General features: G+C 71.7%; 12 protein-coding genes and 1 pseudogene. All 13 read left to right on the top strand.

The annotated features are described in order from the left end of the window. The first annotated feature begins 75 nt into the window (after positions 1 to 75). Positions 76 to 1578: a bifunctional folylpolyglutamate synthase/dihydrofolate synthase gene (locus ACGFMM_RS03330; RefSeq protein ID WP_393642623.1), complete on the top strand. Its 1503-nt coding sequence runs from the start codon at positions 76 to 78 to the stop codon at positions 1576 to 1578. Positions 1579 to 1583: 5 nt separating this feature from the next. Further along, complete coding sequence (locus ACGFMM_RS03325; protein WP_393642621.1) at positions 1584 to 1940, top strand: DUF4233 domain-containing protein; 357 nt, start codon at positions 1584 to 1586, stop codon at positions 1938 to 1940. Positions 1941 to 2004: 64 nt separating this feature from the next. Continuing rightward, entirely contained in the window at positions 2005 to 2418 is a 414-nt protein-coding gene (gene ndk, locus ACGFMM_RS03320; RefSeq protein WP_393642619.1) for a nucleoside-diphosphate kinase, read from the top strand. 273 nt (positions 2419 to 2691) lie between these two features. Further along, a complete protein-coding gene (locus ACGFMM_RS03315) occupies positions 2692 to 3711 on the top strand; it encodes a rod shape-determining protein (RefSeq protein ID WP_393642617.1) in 1020 nt (339 codons plus the stop codon). Between the two features lie 175 nt (positions 3712 to 3886). Next, on the top strand, positions 3887 to 4879 hold the full coding sequence (gene mreC / locus ACGFMM_RS03310) for a rod shape-determining protein MreC (RefSeq protein WP_393642615.1): 993 nt from the start codon (positions 3887 to 3889) through the stop codon (positions 4877 to 4879). A gap of 4 nt (positions 4880 to 4883) precedes the next feature. Next, positions 4884 to 5546, top strand: a complete 663-nt coding sequence (gene mreD / locus ACGFMM_RS03305) for a rod shape-determining protein MreD (protein WP_393642614.1) — start codon at positions 4884 to 4886, stop codon at positions 5544 to 5546. Positions 5547 to 5565: 19 nt separating this feature from the next. Further along, positions 5566 to 7794 carry a penicillin-binding protein 2 gene (gene mrdA, locus ACGFMM_RS03300; protein ID WP_393642612.1) on the top strand — a complete coding sequence of 743 codons (2229 nt, stop codon included), beginning with the start codon at positions 5566 to 5568 and terminating at the stop codon, positions 7792 to 7794. Between the two features lie 4 nt (positions 7795 to 7798). Next, positions 7799 to 8998, top strand: coding sequence for a rod shape-determining protein RodA (gene rodA / locus ACGFMM_RS03295; RefSeq protein WP_393642610.1), 1200 nt, complete (start codon positions 7799 to 7801; stop codon positions 8996 to 8998). A gap of 91 nt (positions 8999 to 9089) precedes the next feature. After that, complete coding sequence (locus tag ACGFMM_RS03290; protein WP_393642608.1) at positions 9090 to 10730, top strand: CHAD domain-containing protein; 1641 nt, start codon at positions 9090 to 9092, stop codon at positions 10728 to 10730. 50 nt (positions 10731 to 10780) lie between these two features. Further along, on the top strand, positions 10781 to 12709 hold the full coding sequence (locus tag ACGFMM_RS03285; protein ID WP_393642606.1) for a TIGR03960 family B12-binding radical SAM protein: 1929 nt from the start codon (positions 10781 to 10783) through the stop codon (positions 12707 to 12709). A gap of 72 nt (positions 12710 to 12781) precedes the next feature. Further along, entirely contained in the window at positions 12782 to 13948 is a 1167-nt protein-coding gene (locus tag ACGFMM_RS03280; RefSeq protein WP_393642604.1) for a hypothetical protein, read from the top strand. Between the two features lie 132 nt (positions 13949 to 14080). Next, complete coding sequence (locus tag ACGFMM_RS03275) at positions 14081 to 14860, top strand: TIGR03936 family radical SAM-associated protein (protein WP_393642602.1); 780 nt, start codon at positions 14081 to 14083, stop codon at positions 14858 to 14860. A 234-nt stretch (positions 14861 to 15094) separates the two neighbouring features. Then, a pseudogene (locus ACGFMM_RS03270) lies at positions 15095 to 15597 on the top strand (ribonuclease E/G); the annotation flags it as partial.

Raw genomic sequence — 15597 nt, 5'->3', positions numbered from 1 at the left:
CGCCGGGGATGCGGCGAACATCCCGAAAGGGGTGCGTCCACGGCGCTGTCGGCCCTCCTCCGTAGACTTGGCTCCGTGAGTGAGCAGCCCCGCGACGAGTTCGACGACTTCGATGAGATCGTCGACGCCGAGACCGACCGAGACCCCGACCTGGCGGTGATCGAGGCCGGCAGCCGCACCCTGCGCGCCCAGGCCGGTCATCCGCAGGCAGACGCCGTGCCCGCCCGCCCCGCCGACCCCGCGGTCGACCAGGCGCTGCGCGAGGTGGAGAACGAGCTGGCGACCCGCTGGGGCGAGACCAAGCTGGACCCGTCGGTCCAGCGGATCGCGGCCCTGATGGACGTGCTGGGCGAGCCGCAGCGCGCGTACCCCTCGATCCACATCACCGGCACCAACGGCAAGACGTCCACCGCCCGCATGATCGAGGCCCTGCTCGCCGCCTTCGACCTGCGCACCGGCCGCTACACCTCGCCGCACGTCCAGTCGATCACCGAGCGGATCAGCCTGGACGGCGGGCCGGTCTCCGCCGAGCGGTTCATCGAGACGTACCAGGACGTCAAGCCGTACGTGGAGCTGGTCGACGCCCAGCAGGAGTACCGGCTCTCGTTCTTCGAGGTGCTCACCGCCATGGCGTACGCGGCCTTCGCGGACGCGCCGGTCGACGTCGCCGTGGTCGAGGTCGGCATGGGCGGCACGTGGGACGCCACCAACGTGATCGACGGCTCGGTGGCCGTGGTCACCCCCATCTCGCTGGACCACACCGACCGGCTGGGCACCACGCCCGGCGAGATCGCCGGCGAGAAGTCCGGCGTGATCAAGCAGGACGCCACGGTCATCCTGGCCCAGCAGCCGGTCGACGCGGCTCAGGTGCTGCTGAAGAAGGCCGTCGAGGTGGACGCCACGGTGGCCCGGGAGGGCATGGAGTTCGGCATCGTCTCCCGCGAGGTCGCGGTCGGCGGCCAGCTGCTGACCCTGCGCGGCCTCGGCGGCGAGTACGAGGAGCTGTTCCTGCCGCTGTACGGCGCGCACCAGGCGCACAACGCGGCGGTCGCCCTGGCCGCCGTGGAGGCGTTCTTCGGGATCGGCGCACAGCACTCCCGCACGCTGGACCTGGACACGGTCCGCCGGGCCTTCGCCTCGGTGGCCTCGCCGGGCCGTCTCGAAGTGGTCCGCAAGTCCCCGACGGTGATCCTGGACGCGGCGCACAACCCGGCCGGCGCGGCGGCGACGGCCGACGGCGTCTCCGAGTCCTTCGGCTTCTCCCGGCTGATCGGCGTGGTCGCCACCAGCGCCGAGAAGGACGTGCGCGGCCTGCTGGAGGCCTTCGAGCCGCTGTTCGCGGAGATCGTGGTCACCTCGAACTCCACGCACCGTGCCATGGACGCCGACGCGCTCGCGGCGATCGCCGTGGAGGTCTTCGGCGACGAGCGGGTGGTGGTCGAGCCGCGGCTCGACGACGCGATCGAGGCCGCGATCACCCTGGCGGAGGAGGAGGGCGAGTTCGGGGGCGCGGGCGTGCTCGTGACGGGCTCCGTGTTCACGGTCGGCGAGGCCCGGCTGCTCCTGAAGAAGGGCTGAATTCCTTGCGTACCCTCTGTGCCTCCACGCTGATCGGCGAGTTCTTCGTGATCGGCTTCGCGGGTCTCGTCGCCATGAAGGACGACACGCTCGCGGTGTCGACCGTCTGGACGGTCTGCGGTGTCGCCATGCTGCTGTCGGTCCTGCTCTGCGGGATGATCACCCGTCCGGGCGGGGTGCAGCTGGGCTGGGCGCTGCAGCTCGCGCTGATCGCCAGCGGCTTCGTGCTGCCGGTGATGTTCTTCCTCGGGCTGCTGTTCGCGGTGCTGTGGTGGGCCTCGGTGCACTACGGGCGGAGGATCGACGACGTGAAGGCGCGCTGGGCCGAGGCGCAGGCCTCGGCAGGGCCTGACGCTGCGTGACGACGGGGCCGGAAGGCCCTGTAGCCTCTGAGTTCCGCACACCGTACGTGAAGGAGTTTCCCTCGTGAGCCAGCGATCGCTCGTCCTGCTCAAGCCCGACGCGGTCCGCCGTGGCCTGATCGGCGAGATCATCGGCCGCATCGAGCGGAAGGCGGGCTGGACCATCGCGGCCCTGGAGCTGCGCGAGCTGGACCAGGACACGCTGGAGCAGCACTACGGCGAGCACAAGGGCAAGCCGTTCTACGAGCCGCTCATGGGCTTCATGCAGTCCGGCCCGGTCGTCGCCCTGGTCGTCGAGGGCGAGCGCGTCATCGAGGGTCTGCGCACCCTCGCCGGCCCGACCGACCCGATCGCCGCGGCCCCCGGCTCCATCCGGGGCGACTTCGGCACCATCGTCCGGGAGAACCTGATCCATGCCTCGGACTCCGAGGAGTCCGCCGTCAGGGAACTGAAGATCTTCTTCCCCGGTCTCGTCTGACCCGGTATCAACCGATCGCAGCAACGCCCTGGGGGCGACCGATGGAATTCGGTCGCCCCCAGGCATATGAGCGGAAGAACCGGGAACGGTTCGCTGCGTCATCTCGTCTGCTGTACAGAGGTGGTCCACCGCGCCGGATCGATGCGGGCGGCACTACGATGGAAACCTCCACGCCACCGCACACGCGTCACCACCACCTCGCCGACCTGAGCAGTCGTCAACGCTCCAATTGGGAAGGCCCGACGCATCCTCATGGGAAACAAGGGGAACTCTATGTCGTTCATCGGCCGTGACATGGCTGTCGACCTCGGGACCGCCAACACGCTGGTGTACGTCAGGGGTCGTGGCATCGTCCTGAACGAGCCCTCGGTCGTCGCCATCAACACCAACACCGGCGGCATCCTCGCCGTCGGCTCCGAGGCGAAGAAGATGATCGGCCGGACCCCCGGCAACATCGTCGCCGTACGCCCGCTCAAGGACGGCGTGATCGCCGACTTCGAGATCACCGAGCGCATGCTGCGCTACTTCATCCTGAAGATCCACAAGCGCCGCTACCTGGCCCGTCCGCGTGTCGTCGTCTGCGTCCCCAGCGGCATCACCGGAGTCGAGCGCCGCGCCGTCATCGAGGCCTCGACCCAGGCCGGCGCGCGCCAGGTGCACATCATCGAGGAGCCCATGGCCGCCGCCATCGGCTCGGGCCTCCCGGTCCACGAGGCCACCGGCAACATGGTCGTGGACATCGGCGGCGGCACCACCGAGGTCGCCGTCATCTCCCTCGGCGGAATCGTCACGGCACAGTCCATCCGGGTGGCCGGCGACGAGCTCGACAACGCGATCATCCAGCACATCAAGAAGGAGTACTCGCTCCTCCTCGGCGAGCGCACCGCCGAGCAGATCAAGATCACCATCGGCTCGGCGTACGACCTGGAGAAGGACGAGCACACCGAGATCCGCGGCCGCGACCTGGTCTCCGGTCTGCCCAAGACCGTGGTCATCTCGGCCGCCGAGGTCCGCAAGGCCATCGAGGAGCCGGTCAACGCCATCGTCGACGCGGTGAAGACCACCCTCGACAAGTGCCCGCCGGAGCTCTCCGGTGACGTGATGGACCGCGGCATCGTTCTCACCGGGGGCGGCGCGCTGCTGCGTGGTCTGGACGAGCGCCTGCGCCGCGAGACCGGCATGCCGATCCACATCGCCGAGGACCCGCTGGACTCGGTGGCGCTGGGCTCCGGCAAGTGCGTGGAGGAGTTCGAGGCCCTGCAGCAGGTCCTCGACGCCCAGCCGCGCCGATAACAACTCGGCGACAGCTCGCCGCCGATCGGCTGTACGGGTGGCGACCCTCGTACTGGGGGCACCCCCAGGCCCCCAGGGCCTGGGGGACGATCGTTGATATAACGGCCCGAACAGCTCGAATCCGTACCAACTGCTTGCACCAATCGAACCAACAGGAAAGGCACGGCCGCCGCACGTGAGGGACACACGAGAGAGCCGGCTACTCCTGGTGCTGCTGGTCGCCATCGCGTTCGCACTGATCACGGTGGACATCCGCGGCGGCGAGGAGTCACCGGTGGACGGCGCCCGGCGGGCCGCCGCCGCCGCCTTCGGCCCGATCGAGAACGGCGTCGCGACAGCAGTCGACCCGATCGGCAACGCCATAGGAGCCGTACGCGACTCCGGCGAACGGCACACCAGGCTCGCGGCCCTGGAGCACGAGAACGCCGCCCTCAAGGCCAAGCTCGGCAGTGACGCCCGCAACCGCAGCCGCCTCGCCGAACTCGACGCGCTCCTCAAGAGCGCCGGCGCCGGGCAGTACGGCATCAAGGCCGCCGAGGTCATCGCCATAGGAGCCGCGCAGGGCTTCTCGTGGACCATCACCATCGACGCCGGCGCCGACGACGGCATCCAGCGCGACATGACCGTGCTCAACGGCGCCGGACTCGTCGGCCGGGTCACCACCGTCGGCCCCTCCACCGCCACCGTGCTGCTCGCCAGCGACCCGGACTTCACCGTCGGCACCCGCATGGAGAAGAGCAACGAACTCGGCTTCGCCACCGGCCAGGGCAACGGCCCGCTGCTCGTCCAGCTGCTCAACGGCAAGGCCAAGGTCAAGCCCGGCGACCGCCTGGTCACCTTCGGCTCCCACGGCAGCAAGCCGTTCGTGCCCGGCGTGCCCGTCGGCGAGGTGATCCGCGTCGACCCGGCCGGCGGCGACCTGACCCGCAACCTCTACATCCGGCCGTACGCCGGCTTCACCAAGCTGGACATCGTCGGCGTCGTCGTCCAGGCCCCGCGCACCAACCCGCGCGACATGGTCCTGCCGCCCAAGCCGAGGCCCGTGCCCACGCCGACCGTCACCGTCACGGTCACCCCGCCGCCGCCGGGGCAGCCGGAGGGGCGGCAGGCGGGTCAGCAGCAGCCGGGGCAGGCGGACGACGGACAGAACAAGCCGCAGGGGGACTGAGGCCATGAAGATCAACCGCATCCTGCTCTCCGCGGCCCTGGTCGTGGTGGCCCTCGTCGTCCAGGTCTCCGTCCTGTCCCGGCTCCAACTCCCCGGCGCCGTCCCCGACCTCGTCCTGCTCACCGTGGTCGCCCTGGCGCTGGTGTACGGGCACGTCAGCGGCGCCCTCATCGGCTTCGGCGCCGGACTGCTCTCCGACCTGGCCCCGCCCGCCGACCACGCCGTCGGCCGCTACGCCCTGGTGCTCTGCGTGATCGGCTACGTCGCCGGACTCTTCCGGCCCGAGAAGGGCCAGCTGCGGTCCGCCACCGGCCCGATGGCCGTGGTCGTCGCCGCCGCGATCGGCACGACCCTGCTGTACGCGGGTGTCGGCGCGCTCGTCGGCGACACCGCCGCCCGCCATGTCGGCCTCGGCTTCCTGCTGTTCACCGCCGCCCTGTACGACCTGCTGCTCGCGCCCTTCACGGTGCCGGCGATCATGGCGCTGGCCCGCCGCGCGGAGAACGACCCGCTGGCCGAGACCGGCACCGCCACCGACGTGTCCACCGGCTGGCTCTCCTCCGGCACCGGACTGCGGATCGGCGCCCAGCGCAGCGGCCTTCGCGTGAAGGCCGCCCGCTCGCGGGCCTCACGGGCCGGGCGCATCAAGGGAGTCAAGCGACTGTGACCGAGGGGGCAGCGGCAGCATGAGCAACATTCCGGAGACCGGGCGGACCCCCAGGGTCCAGGTCCGGCTCGTCATCATCCAGGTCCTCGTCTTCTCCCTGCTGTTCACGCTCGGCGGGCGGCTCTGGTACCTCCAGATCCGCAACGGCAAGGAGTACACGGACGAGGCCAAGAGCAACCACGTCCAGCAGGTCGTCCAGCCCTCCGTGCGCGGCTCGATCCTGGACGCCCGCGGCGTCCCGCTCGCCGACAACGAGACCCGGCTCGTGGTCTCCGCGTCCCGCACCGAGCTGCTGAAGATGAAGGACGACGGCAAGGCCGTCCTCACCCGGCTCGCGGGGGTCCTCGGCATGAAGCCGCAGGACGTCATGAACAAGATCCGGCTCTGCGACTCGGAGACCCCCAAGCCCTGCTGGAACGGCTCGCCGTACCAGCCGATCCCGGTCACCGACGAGGCCACCACCCAGCAGGCGCTGACCATCCGCGAGAGCACCGAGGACTTCCCCGGCATCACCGCCGAGCCCACCGCCGTACGCCGCTACCCGGCGCTCGGCGGCGCCCGCACCTCGCAGGTCCTCGGCTATCTCTCGCCGGTCACCGACGACGAGATCGAGAAGGCCAAGGAAGGCGACTCGCCGTTCCTCCGCTCCGACCAGGTCGGCCGCTCCGGCATCGAGCGCACCTACGACAAGGAGCTGCGCGGCAAGGCCGGCGTCACCCGCTACGAGGTCGACAAGATCGGCCGCGTCATGGGCCAGACCGAGTCCGACCCCGGCGTCGCCGGCTCCACCCTCGTCACCAGCATCGACGCTCGCGTCCAGGCGGTCGCCGAACACGAGCTGGCCCAGGCGATGAAGACCGTCCGGGGCGAGACCGACAAGATCACCGGCCGCAAGTACGAGGCCGACGCGGGCGCCGTCGTCGTCATGGAGTCGCGGACCGGCCGGGTCGTCTCCATGGCCTCGCTGCCCGACTACGACCCCAACGCCTGGGTCGGCGGCATCTCCGCCAAGGACTACGCGGCGATGACCAGCAAGAACTCCAACTACCCGCTGCTCAACCGGGCCATCCAGGGCCAGGCCGCGGCCGGCTCCGTCTTCAAGGTCGTCTCCGCGAGCGCCGCCGTGCGCGCCGGGCACGACTTCAACGACACGTACCCCTGCACCGCCTCCTACAGCATGGGCAACACCAGCTTCGCGAACTTCGAGTCCCAGGGCCACGGCCCGATCACCCTCGGGGACGCCCTCAAGTTCTCCTGCAACACCGTCTTCTACCGGCTCGGCCACGAGCAGTGGTCGCGCGACGGCGGCCTCAAGCCCAAGAAGAACGCCAACGACTGGTTCTACCGGACCGCCCACGACTTCGGCTTCGGCTCCGAGACCGGCGTCGACCTGCCCAACGAGGTCAAGGGCCGCGTCCCGGACCGCCAGTGGAAGCAGCGCTTCTGGGAGGCGAACAAGGACGCCTGGTGCAAGGAGGGCAAGCGGGGCGGCACGTACATCCAGCAGCTCAGTTACGAGAACTGCCTGGAGGGCAACCAGCTCAAGGCGTACGACAGCATCAACTTCTCCATCGGCCAGGGCGACCTGCTCATCACGCCCATGCAGCTCGCCACCGCCTACGCGGCCATCAGCAACGGCGGCACCCTGTACAACCCCACCGTCGGCAAGGCCGTGATCAGCGCCGACGGCAAGAGCGTCCGGGAGATCAAGCCCAAGGCGCACGGCCGGCTGCCGGTCAGCGCCCAGACCATCAAGGACCTCGACAAGGGCCTGAAGTCCGTCGTCGAGCCCGGCGGCACCGCCGCCTGGCGGTTCGGCGGCTGGCCCCAGGACAAGATCCCGATGCACGCCAAGACGGGTACCGCGCAGGTCTACGGGAAGCAGACCACCTCGTGGTTCGCGACCTACACCCGCGACTTCACCATCGTCATGACGATCTCCCAGGGCGGCACCGGCTCCGGCGCCTCCGGCCCCGCCGTGCGCAACATCTACGACGCCCTCTACGGCCTCGACGACGCCGGCAACCAGGACCTCAAGCGGGCCCTGCTGCCGCAGCCGCAGAAGGCCCTGCCGACGATCCAGACCGACGGCAGCATCGACGCGCCCGCGATCAGGCCGTACGACCCCGAGTCGCAGAAGGTCGCGCCCGAGGGGGAGCAGGCCGCCGGCCGGGATCCGGCCGCACCGCCCGAGCCGCAGCCGACCGTTCCGCCGCTCACGGGTCCGCCGACGGGCTGGAGGGACTGACCCGATGAACGTACGCACCGGCTTCTCCGTCTCCCGGTACGCCCCCGAACGCGGGACGCTCGCCAAGCTCACCGCCCGCGACTCCGTGGTGCGCCGGCTCGACTGGCCGATCCTGCTGTCCGCCCTCGCCCTGTCGCTGCTCGGCGCGCTGCTCGTGTGGTCCGCCACCCGGGGACGCACCGAGCTCAACCAGGGCGACCCGTACTACTTCCTGTTCCGGCACATCCTGAACACCGGCATCGGCCTCGTCCTGATGATCGGCACGGTCTGGCTCGGCCACCGCACCCTGCGGGGCGCGGTGCCGGTCCTGTACGGCATCTCGATCGTGCTGATCCTCGCCGTGCTCACGCCGCTCGGCGCGACGATCAACGGCGCCCACGCCTGGATCGTGATCGGCGGCGGCTTCTCGCTCCAGCCGAGCGAGTTCGTGAAGATCACGATCATCCTGATCATGGCGATGCTGCTCGCGGCGAAGGTCGACGCGGGCGACCAGCTCCACCCCGACCACGGCACCGTCGCCAAGGCGCTGCTCCTCGCCGCGCTCCCCATGGGCATCGTCATGCTGATGCCCGACCTCGGCTCGGTGATGGTCATGGCCGTCATCGTGCTCGGCGTCCTGCTCGCCTCCGGCGCCTCCAACCGCTGGGTCCTCGGCCTGATCGGCGCGGGCGTCGGGGGAGCGGTGCTGGTCACCGCGCTCGGCATGCTCGACGAGTACCAGATCAACCGGTTCGCCGCCTTCGCCAACCCCGAACTCGACCCGGCCGGCGTCGGCTACAACACCAACCAGGCGCGCATCGCCATCGGCTCCGGCGGCCTGTACGGCGCGGGGCTCTTCAAGGGCCACCAGACCAGCGGCCAGTTCGTGCCGGAGCAGCAGACCGACTTCATCTACACCGTCGCCGGCGAGGAGCTCGGCTTCCTCGGCGCCGGACTGATCCTGGTGCTGCTCGGCGTGATCCTGTGGCGCGCCTGCCGCATCGCCCGGGAGACGACGGAGCTGTACGGCACGGTCGTCGCGGCCGGGATCATCGCCTGGTTCGCCTTCCAGTCCTTCGAGAACATCGGCATGAACCTCGGCATCATGCCGGTGGCCGGTCTGCCGCTGCCGTTCGTCTCGTACGGCGGTTCGTCGATGTTCGCGGTGTGGGTGGGGATCGGGCTGCTGCAGTCGATCCGGGTGCAGCGGCCGATGACGGCGTAGCGGCCGATGCGGAGCGGCGGCGTGCCGGCGCAGCCGCGTGACGGCCTAAGAACCCCTCCCCTCCCGTTCACTTCCCGTCTAGATTCGATTCATGGCGGAGACGAAGCGTGAGATCGAGCGGAAGTACGAAGCCACGCGGCGCACCGAGCTGCCCGACCTGACACGGGCGGCCGGCGTCGCCGCGGTCGACGACCGCGGCGTCACCGAACTCGACGCCGTCTACTACGACACCCCCGACCTGCGGCTCGCCGCGGACGCGCTCACGCTGCGGCGCAGGACCGGCGGCGAGGACGCCGGCTGGCACCTGAAGTTCCCGGTCGCCTCCGGAATCCGCGACGAGATCAGAGCCCCGCTCTCGGACACGCTCCCGCGTGGCCTGGCGGGGCTCCTGCGTTCCCGGGTCCGCGACGGCGAGGTCGTCCCCGTCGTGCGCCTGCGTTCCTCGCGCGCCGTCCACCACCTGCGGGCCGAGGACGGCGCGCTGCTCGCGGAACTCTCCGTCGACACGGTCCACGCCGAACGGCTCGCCCCCCGGGGCGGGGGGACGGCGGACTGGACCGAGATCGAGGTCGAACTCGCCGACGGCGCCGACGAGAAGGTCCTCGACGCGGTCGAGAAGCGGCTGAAGAAGGCCGGCATCCGCCCCTCCGACGCCCCCTCGAAGCTGGCCAGGGCCCTGGAGGAGACCGCGGGCGAGCACCGCCCCGGAAAGGCTGCGGCCAAGGCGGCGCGACGCGCGGGCGAGGCACAGGCACAGGGCGACGCCCAGGACCCCGACGGAAAGGGCGTCGCCCGGCACGCCCGCCGGGCCGGCGGGGGCGCCGCAGAGCAGGCCGCCCCCGACGCCGGCAGCGCCGGGGACGCCGTGCTCGCGTACGTGCGCGAGCAGCGGGACGCGCTCGTCGCGCTCGACCCCGCCGTCCGGCGCGACCTGCCCGACTCGGTGCACCAGATGCGCGTCGCCTGCCGCCGTCTGCGCAGCGCCTTCAAGACGTACCGGAAGGTCCTCGACCGGACCGTCACCGACCCGGTCGGCGCGGAGCTGAAGTGGCTCGCCGGCGAACTCGGCCACGCCCGCGACCAGGAGGTCCTCGTCGCCCGCCTGCGCGGCCTGCTCGACGACACCCCCCGCCCGCTGCTCCTCGGCCCGCTCCGCAACCGGCTGCGCACCTGGGACGCCGCCCGCACCGGCGGCAGCCGCCGCCGCACCCTCGCCGCCCTCGACTCCCCGCGGCACCTCGCCCTCCTGGACGCCCTCGACGCCCTGCTCGCCGACCCGCCGCTGCGCGGGCCCGCCGCCCGCCCGGCCGCCGACGTGCTGCCGAAGGCCGTGCTGAAGGACCACGCGCGCCTCGCCGCCGCCGTCGACCACGCCCTCGCCCTCGACCCGGGCCATGACCGCGACCTCGCCCTGCACGAGGCCCGCAAGGCATCCAAGCGCGCCCGCTACGCCGCCGAGGCCGCCGTCCCCACCCTGGGCAAGCCCGCCAAGAAGCTGGCCGGCGACGTCAAGTCCGTGCAGACCCTCCTCGGCGACCACCAGGACAGCGTCGTCGCCCGCGACGCCCTGCGCACCCTCGCCGTCCAGGCCCACGACGCCGGCGAGTCCGCCTTCACCTGGGGCCTGTTGTACGCCCGCGAGGAGGCCGCCGCGGCCGCCCGCGAGCGCGAGCTGCCCGAGGTCTGGGCGGCCGCCGCGGAGCCCGCTCTGCGGCCGGACGGGAGTGCCTGAGCACCGGGTACGCTTGAGAGTCGCCCCATGCCAGCTCACGAAGGTTCGAGATGTCTGCTGCCGAGTCTGTCTTCCCGCAGCTCGAAGCTCTGCTCCCGCACGTGCAGAAGCCGATTCAGTACGTCGGTGGAGAGCTGAACTCCACGGTCAAGCCGTGGGAGTCCGCCGACGTCCGCTGGGCACTCATGTACCCGGACGCGTACGAGGTCGGTCTGCCCAACCAGGGCGTCATGATCCTCTACGAGGTACTGAACGAGCGCGAGGGCGTCCTCGCCGAGCGCACCTACAGCGTGTGGCCCGACCTCGAAGAGCTGATGCGCGAGCACAATGTGCCGCAGTTCACGGTCGACAGCCACCGCCCCGTCGGCGCGTTCGACGTCTTCGGCCTGAGCTTCTCCACCGAGCTCGGCTACACCAACATGCTCACCGCCCTCGACCTGGCGGGCATCCCGCTGGAGTCCAAGGACCGGACGGTCGACCACCCGATCGTGCTCGCCGGCGGCCACGCCGCCTTCAACCCCGAGCCGATCGCGGACTTCATCGACGCGGCGATCATCGGCGACGGCGAGCAGGCCGTGCTCGACATGACCGAGATCATCCGCCACTGGAAGGCCGAGGGACGTCCCGGCGGCCGCGAGGAGGTCCTGCTCCGCCTCGCCAAGACCGGCAGCGTGTACATCCCGGCGTTCTACGACGTCGAGTACCTCCCCGACGGCCGCATCGGCCGCGTCGTCCCCAACCGCTCCGGCGTGCCGTGGCGCGTGTCCAAGCACACCGTCATGGACCTCGACGAGTGGCCCTACCCCAAGCAGCCGCTGGTCCCGCTCGCCGAGACCGTCCACGAGCGGATGTCCGTCGAGATCTTCCGCGGCTGCACCCGCGGCTGCCGCTTCTGCCAGGCCGGCATGATCACGCGCCCCGTGCGGGAGCGAAGCATCACCGGCATCGGCGAGATGGTCGAGAAGGGTCTGAAGGCGACGGGCTTCGAGGAGGTCGGCCTCCTCTCCCTGTCCTCCGCGGACCACACCGAGATCGGCGACATCGCCAAGGGCCTCGCGGACCGCTATGAGGAAGACAAGATCGGTCTCTCCCTCCCGTCCACCCGCGTCGACGCGTTCAACGTCGACCTGGCCAACGAGCTGACCCGCAACGGCCGCCGTTCCGGCCTCACCTTCGCCCCCGAGGGCGGCTCCGAGCGCATGCGCAAGGTCATCAACAAGATGGTCTCGGAGGAGGACCTGATCCGGACGGTCTCCACCGCGTACGGCAACGGCTGGCGTCAGGTGAAGCTGTACTTCATGTGCGGTCTGCCGACCGAGACGGACGAGGACGTCCTCCAGATCGGCGACATGGCGGTCAAGGTGATCGCCGAGGGCCGCAAGGTCTCCGGCCAGAACGACATCCGCTGCACGGTCTCCATCGGCGGCTTCGTGCCCAAGCCGCACACCCCCTTCCAGTGGGCCCCGCAGCTCTCCGCCGAGGAGACCGACGCCCGCCTGGAGAAGCTCCGCGACAAGATCCGCGGTGACAAGAAGTACGGCCGCTCCATCGGCTTCCGCTACCACGACGGCAAGCCCGGCATCGTCGAGGGCCTGCTCTCCCGCGGCGACCGCCGCATCGGCGACGTCATCCGCGCCGTGTACGAGGACGGCGGCCGCTTCGACGGCTGGCGCGAGCACTTCTCGTACGACCGCTGGATGGACTGCGCCGCGAAGACGCTGCCCGCGCACGGCGTCGACGTCGACTGGTACACCACCCGCGAGCGGAGCTACGAGGAGGTCCTGCCCTGGGACCACCTGGACTCCGGCCTCGACAAGGACTGGCTCTGGGAGGACTGGCAGGACGCCCTCGACGAGACCGAGGTCGAGGACTGCCGCTGGACCCCGTGCTTCGACTGCGGCGTCTGCCCCGCCATGCAGACCGAGATCCAGGTCGGCCCGACCGGCAAGAAGCTCCTGCCGCTGAGCGTCGTCAAGTAGCGGTCCACGCGTTCGGGTGACGGCCCGGTCCGGGGTGAGAACCTCGGGCCGGGCCGTTGCGTCATTCCAGGCATGACCATCGAGAAACCGCAGCCCACGCCCGGTCCCGAGCCCGAGGGCTGCCTCACGGCGTTCGTCCGGATCCCGGTGCGGATCGTGGTCCTTGTGCTCGTGGTGCCGGTGCGGATGGTGTGGGACGTGCTCGTCGTCGCCGCGCGGTTCGTCCACCGGACGGCGCTGCGACCGGCCGGGCGGGTGCTGGGGCAGGTCTTCCACTTCGTGGTCGGGATCCCGGCCGCCTGGCTGTACCGGCACGTCCTCACGCCCGTCGGACACGGCCTGGCCTGGTTCCTCACCGGTGTCGCCCTGGTCTTCGAGTGGATCGTCCAGCAGCTCGGGCGCGGCCTGGGATGGCTGCTCAAGGCGGTGTTCGTGTGGCCCTGGGCGGCGCTCTGGCGGTATGTCGTGGTGCCGGTCGCCACGTACGGCATCGCCGTTCCCGCCGTCTGGCTGTACCGGCACGTCCTCACCCGCCTCGGCGCCGGCCTCTCCTTCCTCTTCGAGCTCCTGGTCGTCACCCCGGTGGCCGGACTGTGGACGTACGTCGTCGTCCCCGCCGTCCGGTACGGCGTCGTCGTCCCGGCCGGCTGGCTGTACCGCTCCGTCCTCACCCCGCTCGGCCGCGGCCTCGCCCTCGGCGCCGCATGGCTCGGCAAGGCGCTGTTCGTCTGGCCGTGGGCCGCCCTGTGGCGGTACGTGGTCGTGCCCGTCGTCCGGTACGGGCTCGTCGTTCCCGCCGTCTGGCTGTACCGCAGGGTCCTCGCCCCGCTCGGCCGCGAACTCGGCGACGCGCTCGTCGTCGGCTGGCGTGTCGCCGGGTATGTCTCCCGCGCCGTCGGGCGGGGTCTGAAATGGCTTGCCTGGAACCTCCTCGGGCGGCCCGCCTCCTGGTTCTACCGGGGCGTGTGCACGCCCCTCGGGCACTTCCTCCGCGACAGCGTCTGGGCCCCCGCCCGCACCGCCGCCGTCGAGGCCGGGCGGGCCGCCCGCGCCGCGCTCGCCTCGGCCCGGGACGTCGTCCGGGAGGCCCGCCGCGACGCCTGGCGCGCCCTGGTCGGCGGCCCCCGGGCGGCCGAGGCCGGGGAACCGGTCGTGAGCCGGGCGCGTACTCTGGGTAGTACAACTGCCGTGTCCGGCGTGGCGCCCGCCCCCGAGATCTCCCTGCGCAAGCGGGGGTGAGCCGGGCGGGACCCCCGGAGCAGCGGCACCACCCCGCATTTCGAGGGCGGCGCGCCCCCCGCGCCCGCCCCGCACCGAGGAGAAGAACCACTGGGCAAGCGACAGCCCGAAGGCCCGCCGCCCGCACCTGCGGTGCAGCGCATTCGACTGCGCTACACCAAGCGCGGCCGCCTCCGGTTCACCAGCCACCGTGACTTCCAGCGCGCGTTCGAGCGTGCGCTGCGCCGCGCCGAGGTGCCCATGGCGTACTCGGCCGGTTTCACCCCGCACCCGAAGGTGTCGTACGCCAACGCCGCCCCCACGGGTACGGGGTCCGAGGCCGAGTACCTGGAGATCGCCCTCACCGAGCGCCGTGACCCGGAGACCCTCCGGGCCCTGCTCGACGAGTCGCTCCCCGGCGGCCTCGACATCACCGACGCCGTCGAGGCCCGGACCTCCGGGCTGGCCGACCGGCTCACCGCCTCCGTGTGGGAGCTGCGGCTCGACGGTGTGGCCGTCGAGGACGCGGAGAAGGCCGTCGCGGCCTTCCTCGCCGCCGAGGCGGTCGAGGTGCAGCGCAAGACGAAGAACGGCATGCGCACCTTCGACGCCCGTTCCGCCGTCGCGGACCTCGCCGCGGCTCGTCCCCCTGCTGATAGGCCGGGGCAGGAGCCCTGTGCGATACTGCGGCTGGTTGTTCGGCACGTGACACCTGCCGTACGACCCGACGACGTCCTGTCCGGTCTCCGAGCTGTGGCCGACCTGGCGCCGCCGGTCCCCGCAGCGGTGACCAGGCTGGCGCAGGGGCTCTTCGACGAGGAGTCCGGCACGGTGACCGACCCGCTCGCGCCCGACCGCGAGGCAGTCACGGCCGCTCCAACCACGGCCGCCGCGACCGCCCCGGCGACGGCGCCGGGTACCGGTTCCGCGTAGGGACGGTCGTCGTAGCGCAGCCCTGGCACTCGGGAGCCACCTGGGTCGGGCCGCGCACTGACCAGGAGACTTTCGCCAGGCCGTACGCATGAGGCGTACGGAACCGGCGAGCCAGACACTTAAGCTCCCGTGCGGCGCCCGCGCCCCGGGCGGCGGCACCGCGGCAGACACGCGGCGTGCCGCCGGACCGGAACCAGGCGCGGCGCCCGGGAGCGTGACGGGAGAACCGCCCGCATGCTCGAGCAGCACGAAGAGGACAACAACAACGCCCCTGGCGACAAGCTGCCGCCGCGCCGCAGGCGCCGCGCCGCTTCCCGCCCCGCGGGCCCGCCGGCCGGCGCCGAGACGGCAGCCGTCGCCGAGACGGCCGAGTCGGTCGTCGAGACGGCCGCGGCCGTCGCCGAGGAGGCCCCCGAGGCCGCTCCGGCACGTCCGCGCCGCCGCGCCACCCGCAAGGCCACCGCGCCGCAGACCGCGGCCGAGCCGGCCGAATCGGCCGAGCCGGTCGTCGAGACGGCCCCGGCCGCCGCCGAGGAGGCCGCTCCGCCGGCCCGTACCCGCCGCCGCGCCACCCGCAAGGCGACCGCGCCCGCCGCCGAGGCGGCAGCCGTCGCCGAGACGGCCGAGCCGGTCGTCGAGGAGACCGCCGCCGTCGTCGAGGAGGCCCCAGAGGCCGCTCCGGCGCGTCCGCGCCGCCGCGCCACCCGTAAGGCCACCGCGCCCGTGACGTCCCCGGC

Source organism: Streptomyces sp. NPDC048604, assembly GCF_043199435.1.
Lineage (GTDB): Bacteria > Actinomycetota > Actinomycetes > Streptomycetales > Streptomycetaceae > Streptomyces.
Note: the sequence above shows the minus strand (reverse complement) of the source record. Positions and strands in the feature narration are given on the sequence as shown.

Bases quoted from the DNA above. Each gene is read 5' to 3' on its own strand.
- ACGFMM_RS03280 (WP_393642604.1), top strand. From the start codon at position 12,782: ATGACCATCGAGAAACCGCAGCCCACGCCCGGTCCCGAGCCCGAGGGC.
- mrdA (WP_393642612.1), top strand. From the start codon at position 5,566: ATGAGCAACATTCCGGAGACCGGGCGGACCCCCAGGGTCCAGGTCCGG.
- ACGFMM_RS03315 (WP_393642617.1), top strand. From the start codon at position 2,692: ATGTCGTTCATCGGCCGTGACATGGCTGTCGACCTCGGGACCGCCAAC.
- mreD (WP_393642614.1), top strand. From the start codon at position 4,884: ATGAAGATCAACCGCATCCTGCTCTCCGCGGCCCTGGTCGTGGTGGCC.
- ACGFMM_RS03285 (WP_393642606.1), top strand. From the start codon at position 10,781: ATGTCTGCTGCCGAGTCTGTCTTCCCGCAGCTCGAAGCTCTGCTCCCG.
- rodA (WP_393642610.1), top strand. From the start codon at position 7,799: ATGAACGTACGCACCGGCTTCTCCGTCTCCCGGTACGCCCCCGAACGC.
- ACGFMM_RS03290 (WP_393642608.1), top strand. From the start codon at position 9,090: ATGGCGGAGACGAAGCGTGAGATCGAGCGGAAGTACGAAGCCACGCGG.